Origin of the sequence: Microbulbifer weihaiensis (assembly GCF_048323715.1) — a bacterium.
Taxonomy (GTDB): Bacteria; Pseudomonadota; Gammaproteobacteria; order Pseudomonadales; family Cellvibrionaceae; genus Microbulbifer.
In genome coordinates this window covers 18,410-38,902 of record NZ_JBLWFL010000007.1, presented here as the reverse complement: position 1 = coordinate 38,902, position 20,493 = coordinate 18,410, and the positions used below count along the sequence as shown (strand labels likewise).

At 58.8% G+C, this 20,493-nt stretch carries 20 protein-coding genes; 16 read left to right on the top strand and 4 right to left on the bottom strand.

All coding sequences use genetic code 11. The features are described 5' to 3' along the window. Positions 1 to 2: 2 nt before the first annotated feature. From ACNKU7_RS10410 to ACNKU7_RS10340, 15 genes are all read left to right on the top strand, one after another. Complete coding sequence (locus ACNKU7_RS10410) at positions 3 to 1,766, top strand: ApeI family dehydratase (RefSeq protein WP_418296919.1); 1,764 nt, start codon at positions 3 to 5, stop codon at positions 1,764 to 1,766. Next, positions 1,759 to 2,499 carry a glycosyltransferase family 2 protein gene (locus tag ACNKU7_RS10405; RefSeq protein WP_418296918.1) on the top strand — a complete coding sequence of 247 codons (741 nt, stop codon included), beginning with the start codon at positions 1,759 to 1,761 and terminating at the stop codon, positions 2,497 to 2,499. The genes ACNKU7_RS10410 and ACNKU7_RS10405 overlap by 8 nt, the downstream gene beginning before the upstream one ends. Beyond that, positions 2,496 to 3,422, top strand: coding sequence for an LpxL/LpxP family acyltransferase (locus ACNKU7_RS10400; RefSeq protein ID WP_418296917.1), 927 nt, complete (start codon positions 2,496 to 2,498; stop codon positions 3,420 to 3,422). The genes ACNKU7_RS10405 and ACNKU7_RS10400 overlap by 4 nt, the downstream gene beginning before the upstream one ends. After that, positions 3,419 to 4,981 (top strand): HAL/PAL/TAL family ammonia-lyase, encoded by a 1,563-nt coding sequence (locus tag ACNKU7_RS10395; protein ID WP_418296916.1) that lies wholly within the window; start codon positions 3,419 to 3,421, stop codon positions 4,979 to 4,981. Before ACNKU7_RS10400 ends, ACNKU7_RS10395 begins: the two co-directional genes overlap by 4 nt. Continuing rightward, on the top strand, positions 4,971 to 5,402 hold the full coding sequence (locus tag ACNKU7_RS10390) for an acyl-CoA thioesterase (RefSeq protein ID WP_418296915.1): 432 nt from the start codon (positions 4,971 to 4,973) through the stop codon (positions 5,400 to 5,402). Before ACNKU7_RS10395 ends, ACNKU7_RS10390 begins: the two co-directional genes overlap by 11 nt. After that, positions 5,399 to 6,049 (top strand): outer membrane lipoprotein carrier protein LolA, encoded by a 651-nt coding sequence (locus ACNKU7_RS10385; protein WP_418296914.1) that lies wholly within the window; start codon positions 5,399 to 5,401, stop codon positions 6,047 to 6,049. The genes ACNKU7_RS10390 and ACNKU7_RS10385 overlap by 4 nt, the downstream gene beginning before the upstream one ends. Positions 6,050 to 6,057: 8 nt before the next feature. Then, positions 6,058 to 8,355 (top strand): MMPL family transporter, encoded by a 2,298-nt coding sequence (locus ACNKU7_RS10380; RefSeq protein ID WP_418296913.1) that lies wholly within the window; start codon positions 6,058 to 6,060, stop codon positions 8,353 to 8,355. Further along, on the top strand, positions 8,352 to 9,581 hold the full coding sequence (locus ACNKU7_RS10375) for an NAD(P)/FAD-dependent oxidoreductase (RefSeq protein ID WP_418296912.1): 1,230 nt from the start codon (positions 8,352 to 8,354) through the stop codon (positions 9,579 to 9,581). The genes ACNKU7_RS10380 and ACNKU7_RS10375 overlap by 4 nt, the downstream gene beginning before the upstream one ends. Positions 9,582 to 9,614: 33 nt before the next feature. Then, positions 9,615 to 10,787 carry a beta-ketoacyl-ACP synthase gene (locus ACNKU7_RS10370; protein WP_418296911.1) on the top strand — a complete coding sequence of 391 codons (1,173 nt, stop codon included), beginning with the start codon at positions 9,615 to 9,617 and terminating at the stop codon, positions 10,785 to 10,787. Next, the gene (locus ACNKU7_RS10365) at positions 10,787 to 11,242 is read left to right on the top strand and encodes a hotdog family protein (RefSeq protein ID WP_418296910.1); all 456 of its coding nucleotides are present in this window, start codon (positions 10,787 to 10,789) and stop codon (positions 11,240 to 11,242) included. Before ACNKU7_RS10370 ends, ACNKU7_RS10365 begins: the two co-directional genes overlap by 1 nt. Continuing rightward, complete coding sequence (gene fabG, locus ACNKU7_RS10360) at positions 11,243 to 11,971, top strand: 3-oxoacyl-ACP reductase FabG (protein ID WP_418296909.1); 729 nt, start codon at positions 11,243 to 11,245, stop codon at positions 11,969 to 11,971. Continuing rightward, positions 11,971 to 13,197 (top strand): beta-ketoacyl-ACP synthase, encoded by a 1,227-nt coding sequence (locus ACNKU7_RS10355; RefSeq protein ID WP_418296908.1) that lies wholly within the window; start codon positions 11,971 to 11,973, stop codon positions 13,195 to 13,197. The genes fabG and ACNKU7_RS10355 overlap by 1 nt, the downstream gene beginning before the upstream one ends. Positions 13,198 to 13,210: 13 nt before the next feature. Then, positions 13,211 to 13,747: an acyloxyacyl hydrolase gene (locus tag ACNKU7_RS10350; protein WP_418296907.1), complete on the top strand. Its 537-nt coding sequence runs from the start codon at positions 13,211 to 13,213 to the stop codon at positions 13,745 to 13,747. A 10-nt stretch (positions 13,748 to 13,757) separates the two neighbouring features. Beyond that, complete coding sequence (locus tag ACNKU7_RS10345) at positions 13,758 to 14,390, top strand: sulfotransferase family protein (protein WP_418296906.1); 633 nt, start codon at positions 13,758 to 13,760, stop codon at positions 14,388 to 14,390. A gap of 139 nt (positions 14,391 to 14,529) precedes the next feature. Next, positions 14,530 to 14,991, top strand: coding sequence for an Sbal_3080 family lipoprotein (locus ACNKU7_RS10340; RefSeq protein ID WP_418296905.1), 462 nt, complete (start codon positions 14,530 to 14,532; stop codon positions 14,989 to 14,991). A 61-nt stretch (positions 14,992 to 15,052) separates the two neighbouring features. Here ACNKU7_RS10340 and ACNKU7_RS10335 read toward each other — a convergent pair whose 3' ends face one another. From ACNKU7_RS10335 to ACNKU7_RS10325, 3 genes are all read right to left on the bottom strand, one after another. Continuing rightward, positions 15,053 to 15,451, bottom strand: coding sequence for a hypothetical protein (locus tag ACNKU7_RS10335; RefSeq protein WP_418296904.1), 399 nt, complete (start codon positions 15,449 to 15,451; stop codon positions 15,053 to 15,055). Between the two features lie 68 nt (positions 15,452 to 15,519). Then, positions 15,520 to 16,170 carry a hypothetical protein gene (locus ACNKU7_RS10330; protein WP_418296903.1) on the bottom strand — a complete coding sequence of 217 codons (651 nt, stop codon included), beginning with the start codon at positions 16,168 to 16,170 and terminating at the stop codon, positions 15,520 to 15,522. 77 nt (positions 16,171 to 16,247) lie between these two features. Continuing rightward, positions 16,248 to 17,363 (bottom strand): peptidase C39 family protein, encoded by a 1,116-nt coding sequence (locus tag ACNKU7_RS10325; protein WP_418296902.1) that lies wholly within the window; start codon positions 17,361 to 17,363, stop codon positions 16,248 to 16,250. Positions 17,364 to 17,561: 198 nt separating this feature from the next. Here ACNKU7_RS10325 and ACNKU7_RS10320 point away from each other — a divergent pair, with 198 nt between their 5' ends. Then, positions 17,562 to 19,034: a RimK family protein gene (locus ACNKU7_RS10320; RefSeq protein ID WP_418296901.1), complete on the top strand. Its 1,473-nt coding sequence runs from the start codon at positions 17,562 to 17,564 to the stop codon at positions 19,032 to 19,034. A gap of 7 nt (positions 19,035 to 19,041) precedes the next feature. Here the strand turns inward: ACNKU7_RS10320 and ACNKU7_RS10315 are convergent, their stop codons facing one another. Continuing rightward, the gene (locus ACNKU7_RS10315; RefSeq protein ID WP_418296900.1) at positions 19,042 to 19,923 is read right to left on the bottom strand and encodes a LysR family transcriptional regulator; all 882 of its coding nucleotides are present in this window, start codon (positions 19,921 to 19,923) and stop codon (positions 19,042 to 19,044) included. Between the last annotated feature and the right edge of the window lie 570 nt (positions 19,924 to 20,493).

The window sequence follows — 20,493 nt, the reverse complement described above, 5'->3', positions numbered from 1 at the left end:
CAATGCAGTGGCAAGAGGTTTTTGGACATTCGTCGCGCGAGGCCCTTTTCTGTGTTGCAGCGGGTGGCCGTCCCGTCAGCCTGGCTGAGTTCACTGCAGACCTGAGCTGGGCCTGCGCCCGCCTGCGGTCAATGCCGTCCCTGGAGGCGCGTTCAGCCGTTGCACTGTTCTGTACAGACACCTACGAGTTTTGCGTCTGGTTTTTTGCCGCCCTGGCCTGCGATCTGGATCTGGTAATTCCCGCCAACAACAAACGCGAAACCAGCCGGGCATTGACCGATGTGGTGCTCTGGTTGGGCGAGTGGCCTGGTGCCGGTTCGGCAGCGCTGCGGCTTGAGCCTGCGTGCGCCGACACAGCGTCGCCAGTGCCGAAATCGTTCAACGGCAACTTGCAGCTGTTTACCTCCGGATCCAGCGGTGAACCGCAGCGGATCGGCAAGACCCTGCCACAGCTTGTCGAAGAAATCTCTGCACAGGAGCAGCACTGGGGCGCCACTGCCAAAGATGCCTGTGTCCTGGCGACGGTCAGTCATCAGCATATTTATGGCCTGCTGTTCAAAGTACTGTGGCCGGTTTTTTCCGGGCGCCCGTTTGTTGCCCGAACCTATGTGGATGTGGCAGCTCTGCTGAGAGATGTCGAACCATTTGCGCCGGCTATTTGGGTTGCGAGCCCGGCCCAGCTGAGCCGCCGCAATGAATCCTGGCCGTGGGAGCAGGCGCAAAAATTGGCTGCCATTTTTTCCTCCGGTGGGCCGCTGGCCACAGAAGATGCGGCGGCGATCGCTGGGCTGACCGGCCGTTGGCCGACTGAAATTTATGGCAGTACCGAAACCGGCGGTATTGCCTGGCGCCAGCAAAATGACGGCAATCGCTGGTGGACACCACTGCGGGGCGTGACGGTCGGCGTCGATAGCGACGGACTGTTACAGATCAAATCGCCCTGGATCCCGGATGGGTTCTCCAGCCAGGATCGGGTGCGTCAGCAGGGCGTGCAGTTCGAACTGCTGGGACGTGCGGACCAGATTGCGAAAATCGAGGAGAAACGCATTTCCCTGTCCCTTGTTGAGCGCCTGCTGATGAACAACCCGCTGGTGTCGGAAGCGAAAGTACTGGTGCTGCCAAAAGGAACCGAGCGCAGCCGCGATCTCCTGGGTGCACTTGTGGTTCTTTCAGAAAGCGGAACAACACAGCTGCTCGACACCGGTAAATCCACCCTGGTACGACAGCTCCGCCACTGGCTGGCGCCGGATCTCGATGGTGTGGCGCTGCCGCGTTCCTGGCGCTTTGTGACGGCCATTCCGGTCAACCAACAGGGCAAAAGCCCAAGAGAACTATTGATGCAGCCTTTCGAGTCCAATTCCGACGTAGCGGGTTCTGACACTGCCAGCAGCAATACCCCGGAGGCCATGCTGCCGCAGGTTGAATCCACCCAGGTACTGGCAATGGATAGCCCCGCGCAAAGCTGCGCGAAGGTCACCCTGCGCATTCCGCACAGCCTGCCGTGCCTGCCGGGCCACTTTGAAACAGCGCCAGTGGTTCCCGGTGTGGTACAGATCGACTGGGCCGTCCATTTTGCCCGGTCGCTACTCGGTGTCTGCGGTGCCTTCGCGGGTATGGAAAACATCAAGTTCAAGCAGCTGCTGGTGCCGGAAGAGCAGGCTGAACTGGAGCTGATTTTTGATCAGGAAAAACAGCGCTTGCACTACCGCTTTTTCTGGGAAAGCGAAGAGTTCAGCAGCGGCCGACTGAGTTTCCAGCATGCCTGATTTATGTTTTGTCATTCCCGTTTACAATCACGAGGGTGCCATTGGCGGCACCCTCGATTCCCTGCGCGCATTCGGTATTCCGTGTGTTCTGATTGATGACGGCTGCGACCAGGCCTGCCGGGAGACACTGAAACGACTCGCCGCTGCGGAGCCCGACTGGCTGCATCTGGTCGTGCGGGAAAAAAATGGCGGCAAGGGCGCAGCGGTAAAGAGTGGTCTACGCGAAGCACAGCGGCTCGGTTATAGCCACGCGATCCAGGTGGACGCCGACGGCCAGCACAATCCGGCGGATATCCCGCAGTTTATCGAGCAGAGTGCAGCCAACCCGCAGGCACTGATCTGCGGCTACCCGGTGTACGACCGCTCGGTACCCATGGGCCGCTTTATTGCCCGCTACCTGACGCATATCTGGGTGTGGATCAATTCCCGTTCATTTGAAATCCGCGACTCCATGTGCGGCCTGCGCAGCTACCCGCTGGCGCAGACGGTCGCCCTGCTGGATGAAGAATTTACCGGAGACCGGATGGACTTTGATCCGGAAGTACTGGTGCGCTGGCACTGGCGGGGCTACGGACTTATTCAGCTGCCGGTCAAGGTCTGCTATCCCACTGATGGCGTTTCCCACTTTCGCGGTTTTGAAGACAACCTGCTGATTTCGGCCATGCATACGCGCCTGTTTTTCGGCATGCTGGCGCGCCTGTTCAGACGCAGTAAAAAACAGGTGGTGGCATGAGCGCATTGCATTGGTCGCGGTACCGGGAGCAGGGTTTCTTCCTCGGCATCAGGTTCCTTTTTCTGCTGCATCACCGTCTCGGACCGATTGCTTTCAAGATCGCGGTGTATCCGGTGGTGCTGTGTTATTTCCTGAAGAATACCGCCGGGCGCCGATCCATCCGAGAATACCTCGACCGCTTCGCCGCGACCTACCCGGACAGCAACGTACGATCCAGCTGGATCACGGCATTCCGAATTTTCCTGAATTTTGCCGATAGCGCGCGGGAAAAGCTCGAGGCTTGGTTTGTGGGGATTCCCCGCAGCTGCATGAATTTTCCCAACCAGGCTTACCTGCATGCACTCGCCGAACAGGGGCAGGGTGGCATACTGGTCGGTTCGCACCTGGGTAACCTGGAAGTCTGCCGGGCGCTGGGCAGTTTCCACTCCAGCATGAAAGTGAATGTGCTGGTACATACCAAGCACGCGAAAAAATTCAATCGCATGATGAAGCTGCTGAACCCCAGCAGCCAGCTGCGCCTGACCCAGGTAACGGAAATTTCGCCGGCGCTGGCTATGCAGCTATCCGAGTCGGTGGCGCGCGGAGAATTTGTCGTAATCGTGGGTGACCGCACGCCGGTCGATTCGGTTGGCCGCACCTGCAGCGCCCGCTTCCTCGGTAGGGACGCGGCTTTCCCACAGGGGCCCTATATTCTGGGTGCGCTGCTCAAGTGCCCGGTGTACACGCTGTTCTGCCTGCGCAGTGATAGCGGTTACGACATCTATCTGGACAAGCTCTGCGATCGAGTGATCATGGAGCGCGGCAATCGCGAAGCGCATATTCGCGAACTGATTACCTGTTATGCCGAGCGCCTTGAATTTTACTGCCGCAAAGCTCCGCTGCAGTGGTACAACTTTTATCCCTTCTGGAACCAAGCCCTATGAACAGCGCAGTCATGCAACGCACGCCGGTTCTGTTCGATGGCAGTGAGCTGAGTATCGAGCAGATCACCGCCATCGCCCGCGGTAAAGCGGATGTAAAACTCTCCACCGACGAGCACTTCATTGCGCGCATTGAAAAAGGTGTGCAGTTCCTCGACCAGCTGTGGCAGCAGGAGGGCGTTATCTACGGTGTGACCACCGGCTACGGCGATTCCTGTACGGTGAATATCCCTGGTGACCTGGTGGAGGAACTTCCCCGCCACCTGTACACCTTTCACGGGTGCGGTCTCGGGGATGTGTTTACCCTGGAGCAGAGCCGCGCGATCGTGGGCGCGCGCATGGCGAGCCTCGCCCGCGGCAGCTCCGGAGTGCGTTATCAGTTGCTGCAGCAGTTGGAACTGTTGCTGCAGAAAGATGTGATTCCGGTGATTCCACAGGAAGGTTCCGTTGGTGCCAGCGGTGACCTGACGCCGCTGTCCTATGTGGCGGCAGTGCTGGCCGGTGAGCGTCGCGTCTGGCACCGGGGCGAACAGCGCCCGACCGCTGATGTATTTGCCGAGCTTGGCATAACGCCACTCAAGCTGCGCCCGAAAGAGGGCCTGGCGATCATGAATGGCACCGCGGCGATGACTGGCCTCGCGTGCCTCGCCTACAGCCGCGCCGAGTACTTGTGCCAGCTGAGCGCGCGCATCACCGCGCTGATGAGTGTGGCCCTGCAGGGTAACGCCTATCACTTCGATAACGCCCTGTTCGCGGTAAAACCCCACCCCGGTCAGAACCAGATCGCACGCTGGATTCACGACGACCTCAACGTGGGCAATGCGCCCAGGCAGAGCAGCCGCCTGCAGGATCGCTATTCCCTGCGCTGTGCGCCGCACGTGATCGGCGTCGCGCAGGATTCCCTGCCGTGGCTGCGCCAGTTCATCGAGAATGAACTCAACAGTGCCAACGACAACCCGATTATTGATGGCGAAAACGAGCAGGTTTTGCACGGCGGACACTTCTATGGCGGGCATATCGCGTTTGCGATGGACTGCCTGAAAAATGCCGTGGCCAACCTTGCCGACCTGCTCGATCGCCAGATTGCACAGCTGGCGGATATCAAATTCAACAACGGCCTGCCCGCAAACCTCACCGCTGCCACCGGCGATCGTCGCCCACTCAACCACGGCTTCAAGGCGGTACAGATCGGCTCCAGTGCGTGGACAGCGGAAGCGCTCAAGCAGACCATGCCGGCCAGCGTGTTCAGCCGCTCGACCGAATGTCACAACCAGGACAAAGTGAGCATGGGTACCATCGCCGCACGCGACTGCATCCGCGTTTTGCAGCTCACCGAGCAGGTGGCTGCTGCTGCATTGATGATGTCCTGGCAAGGCGTGCAGCTGCGCCTGCGCAGCGCGGAGGTCGATCTCAATACGCTGTCAGATGGTGTTCGCACCACACTGCAGCAGGTCGCAGCCTCTTTCGAACTGCTGGAGCAGGATCGGGAACTGGAACCGGATCTGCGCAATTTCGTCGCGCTGATCCAGAAGCGTCACTGGCGGTTATACCATGGCAACTAAGCGCAACGTTCCTGAACACTGGTGTGCGGAGGCCGAGCTGCAGGTTCCGTTCCACGACGTGGACATGATGGAAATCGCCTGGCATGGCCATTACGTCAAATATTTCGAAATCGCGCGCTGCGTGCTGTTCGACCAGCTCGATTACAACTACCGCCAGATGCGCGATTCCGGCTACGCGTGGCCGGTGATCGATCTGCATGTGCGCTATGTGAAGCCGCTGCGCTTTGGCCAGTGGGTGCGGATCAGTGCACACGTCGCTGAGTATGAAAACCGGCTCAAGGTGGTCTATCAGGTATTTGACCGGGACACCGGCGAGCGCCTGACCAAGGGACACACCATGCAGGTCGCCGTCGACATGCGCAATGGTGAAATGCTGTTTGCCTCGCCGTCCATCCTGCTGGAAAAGCTGGGGCTGTCATGAAGAGCGCATTGGTGGTTTCCACAATCGGTTTGCTGCTTTGCGCCAGTATTGCGGCTCTGCCTGCGCGGTCAGTGGATACCGCAGGCAACGAGTCCGAGGTGGCAGATACCGGCAGTGCGTTACAGCGGATTTCTGCACAGTTACAGCAGCCGGCGCAGATGCTGGGGGAATTCCGTCAGCAAAAAATTCTTCCGAACCTGCCCAGGCCCCTTCAGTCCAGTGGCGTGATCGCACTGTCGCAGGAACTCGGGATCAGCTGGAACACCACCGCGCCGGTGCCGTCGCGTATCGTGATGGGTGGCAATAGTGATGCCGCCACTTCGAGTGCGTTTTCCCGGCAGATGGCGGAGCCGATGCTGCATATCCTGAACGGGGATTTCCAGGCGCTGCAGCAGACCTTTTATGTCGACGCCGGCTACGCCGCGGACGTGGATGATCCGCAAGTACCGCAGTGGAAAATGTCCCTGCGCCCACGCTCCGCACGGCTGCAGAAATACCTGCAGGCGATCGAAATCTTCGGCGCAGATTCGGTACACCGAATCCGCCTGTTGGAAGGCAACCAGTCGGTAACGGATATCGAGCTGCTGAACATGAAGTCGGTTGCCGCACAGGATGTGCAGTTCCTCGCCGCTTTTGAACAGCGCTGAGCACGGCGATGAAATTCCGAATAGCACTCTGGCTGGGGTTGTGCGTTGTCCAGGGTCTTGCGGCCTGGCTCAACTACAGCGAGCGCTGGCTGCAGACCGATATCGTCGCGCTGGCTGAAGAGGAGCTGGCATCGCTGCCGGATTCCGCGGCAGTAAAACGCGCCAATCAGGATTTCCAGCACAGCCTGGTGTGGGTGCTCGTGGGCCCGGCGGATAGTGCCCGGACTCTGCCAACCGCTACCCGTAAACTTGCAGAATCGCTACAGCAGAGCGCGCACGTCCACTCCACAGTCTATCGCTGGGGCGATGACGTCGAGCGCGCCCAATTGTGGGAATTTCTCCTGCCCCGGCGCAGTGAGCTGCTCACGCGCAGTGATCGCGACCGCCTGAATCGGGATCCCGAGGCCTTCGTGCGCGATCAGCTGGCCTTCATATACAGCCCGCAGAGTGCTGGCACCCGGCTCGATCTGGAGCGGGATCCATTTTTCACCTTCCAGCATTTCATGACCGCCGAAATGCGCAGTGCTGGCGGCCGTGTAATTGCAATGGAGGATGGCATTCCGGTGTATGGCGAAGGCGACCGGGTGTTTACCCTGCTGCGCAGCCAGGCTGCGCCACTGGATATGCACGGCAGTATCCGGCAGCCGCTGCTCGCACTGCGCACCTCCCTGCAGCAGTGGGCGGCCGCGCAGGGTCTGACGCTGCTCGTGGCCGGCGCACCGTTGCACTCGGAATATGCCGCCGCGGGCGCACAGCGCGAGATCAGGCTGATCGGTGGTTTTTCGGTACTGGCAATCTGCCTGCTATCGCTCCTTGCGTTCCGCTCCCTGCGCCCATTGTTGCTGTCACTGCTGGCAATCGGGAGTGGCATCGCCGCCGGTACCGCGGCGGTCATCGCGCTACTGGGGCAGGTGCATATTCTCGCGTTTGTATTCGGCACCACCGTGACGGGCCTCGCCATCGATTACGCGTTTCACTTTATCTGCAACCGCCTGCGCGAAGGTGCGCCCAGGGACCGGGATATCATGTCCGGGCTGCTGCTCGGCCTGCTGTCCAGCTGTGTGGCATTTTTTGCCCTCGCCCTCACCCCTTTCCCGCTGCTGCGGCAAATGGGGGTTTTCGTCGGGTTTGGCCTGCTCGGTGCCTGGCTGACAGTGGTTCTGCTGTTTCCCCTGCTACTTAAGCTCCGCCCGCGGCGGTTGGATATTTCCACCGCTTACCCGCGCGCACCGCGCTGGGCTTATCCGCTGGCGGTGGCCGCGTTCGTGTTCACCGGAGCGCTGGGCATTCTGGTGGCGAAACCGGCGAGCGACCTGAGCCTCTTTTATGAGCCGCCCGCGTTCCTGCACGCCGACGAGCAGCAATTGAATACGCTGCTGCCGGTACGGCCCGCTTCGTCCTATTTCCTGGTGCGCGGTGCCAGTCCCGATGAGGTGCTGCAGAGGGAATATGCTCTGGGCGCATGTCTGGCCAGCGCGCGTTCGCTCGGCGATATCAAGGGCTTTTCCGCGGTCAGTGAATGGATGCCTCCGGCACAGGTACGGCGCGACAACACGATTCTGCTGCGCGACCTGTACGGCTCGGATTTCGCGCAGAATTTCTATGTACAACTGGGTTACAGCGGCGCCGAAGTGGCAGCCATCACGGCAAACCTGCAGCAAACTGCCGAACCGGTGTCACAGGCAGAGTGGCTGGCCCGCTTGCCGGCCACCGAGCGCCAGCTGTGGCTCGGGTGCAGCGACGGTGAATGCCTGTCGCTGGTGCGTATTTTCGGGGCCGCGCGCGACTTCGATGGTGCGGCCATGGCGGGCGGGCTCGAGGGGGTCAGTTTCCGCAATCCACCGCAGGCGATTGCCGCGATACTCGCCAAACAACGGGATCAGCTGCTGATGCTGCTGCCGCTCATCCTGGTGATAGCGACTCTGGTTATCGCGTTGCGCACCGGCTGGCGCGCGGCGCTGGTCATCGCTGGCCTGCCACTGGCGGCAGTGTCTGCCGCGTTTGCTATGGCTGCCTTTACCAGTGCGGGCATCAATCTCTTTCATGTGGCCGCGCTGCTCCTCGTCTTTGGCATCGGGGTGGACTACGCGGTGTTTGGCTACTTCAGCGAACGCGGCGAAGCGAGTTACACGTTGTTGGCCATCGCCCTTGCCGGAATTACCACGCTTTTGGGTTTCGGCCTGCTGGCCTTGTCACAAACACCCGCGATCGCGGATTTCGGGTTTACGCTCGCGGTGGGGACGGTCGTAACCCTGCTGCTGGCCGCACTGTATTTTTCAACAAGTATTTTCGGAGGTAGCAGGTGAAGGAATACCAGGCGGATGTCCTGGTGATTGGCGCGGGTCCGTCCGGTGCCATTGCCAGTGCGCTTTTGGTGCAGAAAGGCTGGAAGGTCGCGGTTATCGAGCGCCAGGCGTTCCCGCGTTTTTCCATTGGTGAAAGCCTGTTGCCCCAGTGTATGGAGTTCATCGCCGAGGCTGGCATGCTCGACGCGGTAAACGAGGCGGGTTTCCAGTTTAAAAACGGCGCGGCATTTGAGTGGGATGGCGCGAGAACCGCATTTGATTTCACGGAAAAATTTTCCGCAGGGCCGGGTACCACCTTCCAGGTACAGCGGGCAAGGTTCGATAAGTTACTGGCCGACGAAGCCGAAAAGCAGGGGGCGGAATTCTTCTATCGGCACGAAATCGTCAGTGTGGAAATCGAGCCCGAGCAGTCGCGACTGATTGCAGAGTGCGACGGCGAACGGGTGGCATTCAATGGCCGCTTCGTGCTCGATGCCAGCGGATTTGGCCGGGTGCTGCCGCGCCTGCTGGATCTGGATCGGCCCTCGGATTTTCCCGCGCGTGAGTCGGTGTTCACCCATGTGCAGGACAATATTGGTGAAGCTGGATTTGACCGCAACAAAATCCTGATCACTGTGCATCCCCAGCAGAGGGACATCTGGTACTGGCTGATCCCGTTTGCCGGCGGCCGCGCGTCGCTGGGAGTGGTGGGTGAGCGCGAGACGATTGCCGCTCTCGGCGAATCGCCGGAAGAGATCCTGCGCGCGGCAGTTGCCGCGGCCCCGAATCTGGCGGCCACCCTGGCTAATGCCGAGTTCGATACACCGGTACAGCGTATAACCGGCTATTCCGCGGATGTGAAATCACTGATCGGACCCGGTTTCGCGCTGCTGGGCAACGCGGGCGAATTTCTCGACCCGGTGTTTTCTTCCGGTGTCACCATCGCCATGAAATCCGCGCAACTGGCCAGTCGCTGCCTCGATCGCCAGCTGCGTGGTGAGACCGTGGACTGGCAGGCGGAATTTGCTGCACCCCTGAAGGCTGGTGTGGATGTCTTCAAGGTGTATGTGACAGCCTGGTACGACGGTCGCTTCCAGGATGTGATTTTCCACCCCCGGCAACAGCCGGAAATCAAACGCATGATCTCCTCGATTTTGGCGGGCTATGCGTGGGATGAGAGAAATCCTTACGTGGCCAGCGCCGAGCGACGCCTCAAAACCCTGGCAGATATATGTGCACGGGATTGACCCTGCGAAACGCAGCACAGTGAGCGGAAAGACATGGCCGAATATTTTCTCAACCAGATGCGATTGGTATGCGCCCTTGGCTGCGACGAAGACGCCGTCGCCGAGCGCCTGTTTTGCGGTGATGTATCGGCAATGCAGCGGGGCAGCCGCTGGTTGGGGCCGGAGTTCAGTCGCTTTGGTGTCGTTGAAACTCCCTTGCCCCAGGTACCGGCGGCGCTGGCGGAGTACGATTGCCGCAACAACCGCCTGGCACAGCTGGTGGCCAGCGGGCTCGAGGATGCGCTGGCTGCGCAGATAGCGCGCTACGGGCGCCATCGCATCGGTGTGGTCATGGGCACCTCCACTTCGGGGATTGCCAGTGGTGAGCAGCACCTGGAGCAGGGCGCCAGCGCGGACGGTAAAAATTATCGCTACCGCTATCAACAACAGATGGCGTCGCTGGCAGAATACGTGGCCCGCTACCTGGGGCTGGAAGGGCCACGGATCACGGTATCCACGGCCTGCTCATCGAGTGCCAACGCCTTCGCCAGCGCGCGCCGGCTGCTGAAAAGCGGTGTGTGCGACAGTGTGGTTGTCGGCGGGGTGGATACGCTCTGCGGTATGACGGTGACGGGATTCAATGGCCTGGGTGCACTCAGTGCCGGGCTGACGCGGCCGTTCAGCGGCGAGCGCGACGGCATCAATCTCGGGGAGGCCGGCGCGATGTTTATCATGAGCCGGGAGCCCGGCCCTGTGCGTCTGTGTGGCGTGGCGGCAAGCTCCGATGCCCACCATATGTCCGCACCGGATCCGGAGGGCCGCGGGGCGGAAGCGGCCATGCGCGGAGCGCTCGCCGATGCCGGATTGTCGGCGTCAGAGATTGGCTACCTGAATTTGCATGGCACCGGCACACCGCAGAACGATGCCATGGAGGCTCGCGCGGTGATTCGGGTGCTGGGTGCGCATACGCTGTGTTCCTCCACCAAGCCGATGACCGGCCACACCCTGGGCGCCGCGGGTGCGCTGGAAGCGGCGTTCTGCTGGCTGGCGCTGACGCGCGGACAGTTGCCGCCGCACCGCAGCGGCGGTGCCTACGACGACCAACTGCCGGTGGTGCGGCTGGTAGGGGCGGGCGGGGCAGCGAATGCAGCGGCCACACTGCGCTATGCCATGAGCAATTCCTTTGCCTTTGGTGGCAGCAATTGTGCGCTGATTTTGGGAATTTAATGAAACAGATACAGCCTTACACCGCCGAAGAGCTGGTGCCGCACAGCGGCGATATGTCGCTGCTCGACGAGATACTCACGGTTGCTGAGGAAACCCTCAGTGCGCGCCTGACGGTGCGCGATGATGGTATTTTTAGCCGCGACCAACGCGTACCTGCCTACCTGGGTATCGAATACATGGCACAGGCCATTGCCGCTTTTTCCGGCTATCACGCACGCGAGGCGGGTAAGCCTGTGGAGCTGGGTTTTCTGCTGGGCACCCGCCGGTTCACCACCAGTGCGGCCTGGTTTGCATGCGGTAGCACCCTGACCGTATCCGTTGAACGCCTGTTGCAGGCCAACAACGGCATGGCCACCTTTGAGTGCCACATCACGGGCGATGGCATCGAGCAGAGCGCGCGGCTGAACGTCTATCAGCCTGACAATATAGAAGAATACCTGAAGGAAAAACGCTGAATGTCTGAATGGGTACTGGTCACCGGCTCCAGCCGGGGCATCGGGCGTGCGATCGCGCTGCGTCTCGCAGAAGATGGATTCAACATCGTGTTGCACTGCCGCAGCCGCCGCGAAGACGCCGAGCGCGTTGCGCAGGAGATTGCCGAATCAGGGCGCGAGAGCCGCATTCTGCAATTCGATATCGTCGACCGCGAAGCGGCGCGCACGGCGCTGGAAGCCGACGTGGAGGCGCACGGCGCATACTACGGCGTCGTCTGTAACGCCGGTCTTACCGCAGACAATGCCTTTCCGGCCATGCCGGCGGAAGACTGGGATCGGGTAGTACACACCAACCTGGATGGTTTCTACAACGTGCTGCACCCGCTGACCATGCCGATGGTGCGCCGCAAGACGGGTGGCCGCATCGTGGTGATGACCTCGGTATCCGGTATTGCCGGCAATCGCGGCCAGGTGAATTACTCGGCCTCCAAGGCCGGCCTGATCGGCGCCAGCAAGGCGCTGGCGCTCGAACTGGCCAAGCGCAAGATCACCGTCAACTGTGTGGCGCCGGGGCTGATCGACACCGACATGGTGGACGAGCACCTGCCGCTGGATGAGATCATGAAAATGATCCCGGCACGCCGTCTCGGCAAACCGGAAGAAGTGGCGGCCACGGTGTCCTTCCTGCTGGGCGAGCACGCCGGCTACATCACCCGCCAGGTGATCTCTGTCAATGGTGGGCTCTGCTGATGAAACGGGTAGTTGTAACCGGTATGGCTGGCCTGTCGCCGATTGGCCAGGGGTGGGAAGCGGTTGAGAAGTCGCTGCGCGGCCGCGAATCCGGTGTGGTCTATATGGCGGACTGGGATAAGTATGAGGGCCTGAATACGCGCCTTGGCGCCCCGGTAAAGGACTTCGAAAAGCCGGCTCACTACAGCCGCAAGCGCGTGCGCAGCATGGGCCGGGTATCGTTGCTGGCCGTGCGGGCCACCGAGCTGGCGCTGGAAGATGCGGGCTTGCTGGATGACCCGATCCTGACCAGCGGCATGGCCGGCATTGCCTACGGTTCATCGGCGGGCACGCCGGCGGCAATGGGCGATTTTGGCAATATGCTGCTGAACCATCGCACCGACGGCCTCAACGCCACCAGCTATATCAAAATGATGGCACACACGGCACCGGTCAATATCGGTGTCTTCTTCGGCATGTGTGGCCGGATTTACACGACCAGCTCGGCCTGTACTTCCGGCAGCCAGGGCATCGGCTATGCCTTTGACGCTATCCGTAACGGCAGCCAGACCGTGATGGTGGCCGGTGGTGCGGAGGAGTTGTGCGCGACCGAAGCGGCGGTATTCGACACTCTGTTTGCCACCTCCACCAGCAATGAAGCGCCGGGTACCACACCGCGCCCGTTTGACCGCGAGCGCGATGGCCTGGTTATCGGCGAGGGTGCGGGCACCCTGATCCTGGAAGAATACGAACATGCGAAGGCGCGCGGCGCGCGCATCTATGCAGAGATCGTTGGGTTCGGCACCAACTCTGATGGCCAGCACGTCACGCAGCCTCAGGCGGCGACCATGCAGATCGCGCTCAGACAGTCCATGCAGCAGGCTGGCATTGATGGCAGCGCCATCGGTTACGTGAGCGCCCACGGTACTGCCACGGATCGTGGGGATGTAGCGGAAAGCCACGCGACCCGCGAGGCCTTCGGCCGCGCCGTTCCCATCAGCTCGATGAAAAGCTACACCGGCCACACGCTGGGCGCCTGCGGGGCTCTGGAGGCCTGGGCCAGTATCCACATGATGCACGCTGGCTGGTTCCACCCCACGATCAACCTGCAGCAGGTGGATCCCGAGTGTGCGGATCTCGACTACATTCAGGGACAAGGGCGGGCCATTGATACCGAGTTTGTCATGAGCAATAACTTTGCCTTTGGCGGTATCAACACTTCGCTGATCTTCCGGAAACTGGACTAACAGGGTGATCGACTTGGCTTCACGTCTGCTTGTTTTACTGGGTGCACTCCTTTTCTGCCAGCAGGCGGCCGCCGATGAACTGTTATTCAATGCTGGCGGCGGGCCGCAACCGCATTCGGACCAGAGTAATCGCACATATGGTGTCGATTACTCTTTCAAGAAATTCGAAAAAAGTTATCGCCAGCATATTCATCTGGGTGTGAGCTACACCCGGGTGGAAACCGATGCGGACAACAACCGGGGCTTCCATGCGGTTTCCCTGTATCCCCAGCTCAACCTGTACCCGCGCAAGCAGGGTTGGGGGCAACCCTACTTTTTTGTGCGTGCCCTGGGACCCAGTTACATCAGCAGCAATCAGCTGGGTGACCGCCATCAGGATAACCACTTCGCGTTTCAGGCCCAGGTGGGCTACGCGGCAAGGATCAACTGGCAGAGTCGGGAAGACCTGGTGGTGATGGTTTCCTGGAAGCATTTTTCCAATGCCAACCTGTTCAGCGATAACGACGGTATCGATATGCCGTTCGTGGTGAATGTTGGCCTGAATTTCTAGCCGCCGTGTTGTGAACTCCCCGATCATTGGCGCCAGCCTGGGCCGTACAGGTACCTATTCTCTAAAGCTTGCGCTCGAAAGGCTGGGCTTCGGGCCCTGCCTGCACATGAGTGACTTTGTCTCCGATCCCGAACTATGTCGCGCCTGGTTACGGGAATTGACGTCATCCACTCCGGACTGGCAATGTCTGCTGGGCGATCGCCCGTCTTGTGTTGATTGGCCGGGATGCATGTACGTGGATCAGATCCTGCAGGACTTTCCCAAGGCCAGGTTTATCTTTGTGGAACGCCCGTTTGAGGACTGGCTTGCGAGTATCCGCCAGACCATTCTTCCCGCGCTGCAGTGGTCGACCAGTATTCCCGCATCTACTCGTTCCCCTTTTATCGAGCTCGCACGCCATGTGGTTTTGGAAAAAACCTTTGCGGGACAGTTCGACCGGGATTCGTTGGCAGTTGCCTACGATCATCACCGCCATACCATCTTGACCCGGGTTCCGCGAAACCAACTGTTATTGCTGGATATCGCACAGGGCTGGGAACCACTGTGTGAATTTCTCGCCTGCGCGATCCCGGAAGACCCCTTTCCCCGCACCAACTCCGCCGGTGACTTCATTCAGACCATGCGGCGCACGCGACGCCGTTGAAGCCACCTCGCGCGATGTGGCCTGTTGGGGCTGTGAACAGCGATGCTGGGAAAATGCGGGGTGATTCACAATTTATTTGTCGACCAATCTGTGTTGAAATCCGTGACTGGGTATTATCGATAAATAAGCAGGATAAAAAATGTACAAGAAGTTTTCCTTTCTCTTCGCCTCCGTGTTGCTGTTTTCAGGCTGTTCCATTCAGCAGGCCGTTGAACCTTCCAGTGTGTCTAGCGGCCATGAATTGTGCATTATCGAAAACGGCAATGTGCGTGAAGGGTTCCTGAACGAGTTCCAGTCTTCCCTGAGTGCCAATGGGATTCGCAACAAGGTTCTCCCCGCTGGTGCATCCCTCGTAGACTGTGAATGGACTGCAACCTATAACGCGCGCTGGACCTGGGATCTGGCACTGTACATGTCTTTCGCAGAAATCAAGGTTTATCGCAACGGCGCGCCAGACGGCAGTGCCCTGTATGACTCCACGCGTGGCGGCGCCAATATGAGTAAGTTCATTGACGCGGAAACCAAAATCCGCGAGTTGGTGGATCAACTACTGAAGAAAACAGCACTGCTGCAGCTGGCGAGTGGAAAAACGACCGCGTAATAGCTAAAAACAAAAAAGGCCCCTGTTACAGGGGCCTTTTTTTATGCCGGATCTCCGAAAGTTACATCACCAGGTTTTTCGAAATAGCCTGCTCCAGATTATTGATCCAGCGATTGTAGTTTCGGTGGATGGTGTTTTTTCTGCCGTTGTAATCAAGCAGGTAACTGTCTTTGTAGGCGATACTATAGCTTTTCTCACTATAGTTGATATCAGCCGTGGCACGGTGTTTGCGTACGCTGATAGAAGCCTCGATATGACCTGGCGTTACTTCGCGGCAGACCCAGCCCTTGTCCAGGCAGCCGGTAAAAATTGCTTTCTCCACCGTCGCTGAGGTTTGTGGCTGGCCGTCATACCGGTTGGGAACGGTTCTGTCATAAACGTTCATTAGCGGGTGGCTGGTACAGGCTGCCAGCAAAGCAGAGCTGAGCACGACAAGTGAAATATTACGTAGTTTGATCATTTGAGCTCCAGAACTTCCTGATCATCGAGAATTAATCAGACTTTAATTAATCGAACGATGTGAAATCATCAAATGCCGTCGGTAGCATTGAGTGTCTGACGTGCAATTTCTTCCTGATCTTTTGCCTGCCACTTGGTGTAGTAGGCCTCTTTTTTCTTATTCACGCTCGTCGCCTGGTTTTCTGCCCATAACAGGGATTGTGCAGAATTCTCTACCAGTTTGGTGCCGGCGACCCAGCCAGGAAATTCCTCGGATTCAGTGCTGAATTTTCCTTCGTCACCGGTGCGAATCGGCTGGAAGCTGAAACGGGCTTTCCAGGCGCCCATGCGGGGTGTAACCATTGCATAGTAGGTTTTTCCAGCCTCAAGGTTCGCACGCATAAAGTCTGCAGCTTCGGAAACCACCATAAAGGTATGTTCACCCGGCTCCACTTCGTGGGAAATTTTAGTGCCGTTGGCCATAATGCCGATGAATGCATTGCCGCTATCGGTAACCTCAAAGAGGGATGCGTTGATGGCCGAGCCCAGCATGGACGAACGCATGAAAACGATTTGGGCTTTCTCCGGGGCTGGAGCGGAAAGCGTCTGATTTGCGCTGGTAACCATCGGGTTACCTGCACAGGCCGCCAGACTGACGGCACAAAAAACAAACAAAAATTTAAAGCAGCGGAACATCCGTATTTCTCCTGATTTTTTATTGGTGATTGGCAATTTTGACAAAATTGCTTCAGGAAAAACAGCGCTACTCCGAAAGGGGCTGTTTAGCTGTGCGTGATAACTTTATAACGGTCTGCCTATCAATATCGTTTTACTACTACCGCTGTGCGGAGTCGTTCCCGCCCGAACAATGACATGGCGGCAAAATCCTGACGGGCAATAGGCAGATATTGGCTGTCCAGAGGGTTGTCCTCATCGTCCATATCCGGGTCGTGCACGTAAAAGCACTCATCATCCATACCGGTGAGGGTGACCCAATGTGGTACTTTCTTGCCATCCAGGCGATATGTACTGATAAGCAGAAGTACCAGAGCCCCTTCTTCCAGCCACTGGTGGCATTGCTCCTGGGTAAAGTCCTGTTCGATTACTTGCAATCCCTGACGAACTGCCGACAGCCGGTAGTCGGCATCCACCTGTTCAATCACTTCCTTTTTCGCCGGACTCCGTACGCCATCTATAAACAGGGGGCCTGTCTGATTCAGGTATACCTCACAGTTAAATCCCCGTCGCTGCATAGCCAGAGCAAGACCAATTGGATGACAGCCACCGTGGCCGGAGGTCATGAAAATGGTGGTGGCTTCCCGCCAGAGGGCCAACTCCTCGCTTGCGTTGGGTTCGTAGCTTTTGTCCAGACCCGCCATCGCCATCATGGCTGCGGCCGGGCCACAGGTAAATTCGGTGCGTTGGCCGTACCAGGGCACTGCAACCGTATGCAGATTTTCAGGCCGATAGCGTATCCGCTTCTGCATCCGCAAGGCGGTTCCCGCATCTTCGTAGTAATTGGCATAGCTACCAAAGGTGCGGTAACCAAGCTGCTGGTACAGGGCAATAGCGGCCGAGTTGTGTTCGGCGACTTCGAGTCGCATGTACAGACGACCGGTGCGGCTGCTGGCATCTTCGGCGGCACTGAGCAAGGCCTTGCCAATGCCCTGCCCACGGCCGGCGGGGCCAACCGCCAGCGAATAAAGCCGGGCCAGTCGGGTGCCGCGACGCAGTAGCACCAGTACATAGCCCAGCAGGCAACCCTCGCCCTCAGCGACGAGGAAGACGCGGTTGTCAGCGCGCACCCAGTGGCGGAGCCGCCGCCGGCTCAGCCGGTCGCCAGAGAAGCATTGCTGCTCCAGCTCGGATAGGGCGTCGACGTCCTTTTCTGTGGCAGATCGCAGTAGAAAGCCGGGGGAAGCGAGTTCGGGCATGGTGGGGATGTCACCGGGGAAGGGCACCGCAAAGGCACGGCAAGCGAACGTTAGCAAACCGTTTAAAAAAAACCAGATGCCAGGACAAAAAATTATTAGGCAGCACGGCCAAACTCTTCTATCTTTCGCACGTTCACCGGGGCTTGATCCTGGCCCCGTCTTTCAGACCTCCATCCTGTCGAGGCGCATCCCGAATTCATGTCCCAGGTCCTTATTGTGATCGACGAGCCCGACGACTGGGCTCCCTACTACCCGAGCGAACGGGTTATTACTTTTGCCGACTACCTGGCATTGCCTGCCCGCCAACAGCGGGTACGGGTCATCAACCTGTGTGCCAACTACGATTACCGCAGCGAGGGGTACTATTGTTCCCTGTTGGCGGAGGCACGCAGCCACAATGTGCTACCGAGTGTGCGGACACTGAATGACCTGGCCTTGCCCCAACTGTACAAGCTGCAGTTGGCCGAGGCGATGCCGGCGCTGGCGAAGCTGCGGGTGCCGGCCACAGGTTCCGAGTGGGTGGTTAAGTCTTACTTTGGCCGCTGCAGCGAGGCGGCCCTGCAACCGGTGGCGCGGGCGCTGTTTGACCGCTTTGCCTGCCCGGTACTGGAGATCCACCTGCGCGCGGATCCTCAGTGGGAAATTGTCGAGCTGAGAGTCTGTTCGCACCGCGACCTGAACGAGGCGGAGGAGACGGAATTTGCCGAGGCGCTGGATAACTTCAGCAACAAAGTCTGGCGGCAGCACAAGAAACCGAGCAACAGTCGCTACGACCTCGCAATCCTGGTAAACCCGGAGGAAAAACTGCCCCCGTCGGACAGCAGCGCAATCAAGAAATTTGTCAGTGCCGGGCGGGAACTGGGTTTGTCGGTAGAGCTTATTGGCCCCGGCGACTACATGCGCCTGTCGGAGTTTGACGCGCTATTCATCCGTGAAACCACCGCTATAGACCACCACACTTACCGCTTTGCCAAAAAGGCGGAAGCGGAAGGACTGGTCGTGCTGGATGACCCGACCAGCATCCTGCGCTGTACCAACAAGATCTACCTGGCCGACCTGTTCAACAACAACAAGGTTCCGGCGCCGCGCACCCGTATATTGCGCCGGGGCGATGAGGAGGGACTTCAACAGGCAGTGGGCGAGCTTGGACTGCCAATGGTGGTGAAGATCCCCGATGGCGCTTTTTCCCGTGGCGTGGTCAAAGTAAACAGCCAGGAGGAACTCCACGACAAGCTGGAAGAGCTGTTTGCCGAGTCCAGCCTGTTGCTGGCCCAGGAGTTCCTGTATACGGAATTCGATTGGCGCATCGGCGTGCTGGATAACAAGCCGTTGTATGCCTGTCGCTACTACATGGCCAAGAATCACTGGCAGATCTACAACCACGGCAGCAAGAAATCCGTCAGTGGTGGATTCAGTACACTGCCGACCTTTGAAGTGCCGAAACCGGTGCTGCAGGCCGCCCTGAAGGCTACCAAGCCCATCGGGCGCGGCTTTTACGGCGTTGATGTGAAAGAGTCTGGCGGCAAGGGCTATGTCATTGAAGTAAACGACAACCCGTCGATCGACAGCGGCGTAGAGGATCAATATCTGGGCAAGGAACTCTATCGGCTGATTCTGCAGGAGTTCATCCGCCGCCTCGATGCGCGGCGTTCAGGGCAGTCTGCGGAGTAAGCCCGCTTCAGGTCATCTGCCGGCAGAGTTGCAGCCAGCGCTCGATGCCAGCGCTGCGGTACTTCTGCCGGTGCAGGGCGAAATAGAATTCCCGGCTGAAGTCCCTACGGGGAACCGAGAGTTCAATCAGTGTACCGCGCCTAAACGCATCGGTGAGGGATACCCGGGACAGGCAACTTATGCCAAGGCCGGCCTCTACCGCCCGCTTGATGGCCTCTGTGTGTTGCAGTTCCAGGCGAATATTCAGCTCTGGCAACAGGCCGGACATGGCACGTTCGAAGGTTTGCCGGGTACCGGAGCCGATCTCCCTGAGTATCCACGTTGCATCACGCAGATCCCGGTCACTCAATTGAGCGCGATCTGCCAAAGGGTGCTCAGGGGCACAGAATACGACCAGCTCGTCTTCCCGCCAGGGGATCATCTCCAGATCCGGATGGTTGAGTTCCCCCTCGATCAGTCCCAGGTCCAATTCAAAATTCAGCACACTCTGCGCAATGGCAGCGGTATTGGCGACTTCCAGCTCCACCCGGGCGCCTGGCTGCTCTTCCATGTAGCGTGCCATGATGCCGGCAGCGAGGTAGTTGCCGATGGTAAGTGTGGCGCCGATCTTCAACCGTCCAAGGTCGCCATGGGCGAGTAAACTGCGTTCGAGTTCCCTGGCGCGTTCGAGAAGTTCCTCCGCCTTTGGCCACAACTGCCGCCCCAGCTCGTTTAGCCGCAGTCGTTTGCCGGTGCGCTCGAATAGCCGAAGCTCAAACTGATGCTCAAATTCTTTGAGCGCTGTCGATGCCGCTGATTGCGACAAATTAAGGCTTTCCGCGGCACGACTGACATTTTGGAAGTGAGCGCAGGCCAGGAAAATTTCCAGCTGCCGCAGGGAGTAACGCATAGCTACCACTAATCTGTAAAACTGATAATTTGCATAAATATAACCTATTTTGCCGATGGAAAGGGGCCGGACGCTACCCCAAGGCATATGCAATGCTGGTTTTGGTGCCGGCCTCTTTTTCTTGATCGGATGGGCACAGAAAATGCAGGGCGCATTTTCGCGATTTACCGCTGTGCCATGAACTTCCTGACCGTGATGTTGAAAATCGCGCCTAATCTGTGGATGGCTAGCACTATCTTTTTGCTTTGCCAAATTTAATTGGTAAAGTGTGAAGCCTATCGCAAGGCCGTCGCTAGTATTGTTCGGTGTGGCATGAAAACTGCCAATAAATTTCAGGTAGGGCAATCGGCAGCGCTAAGGAATCAAGCGCGGTTGAGCCGGTAACACATCAAGCCCGACCATCGGTCAAACCTGACTATTCCGATAACAGAGTGAATACGGTATCCCGATCTGGATCGAATTGGGGTAGTGCCCAGGGATATGCACATTGCATCAAGCCGCCTGCCGCGCCGTTAATACCGATTAGCTAGTCAGCGATGTAAATGGAATTACAAGACTGGCCTCCCCTCA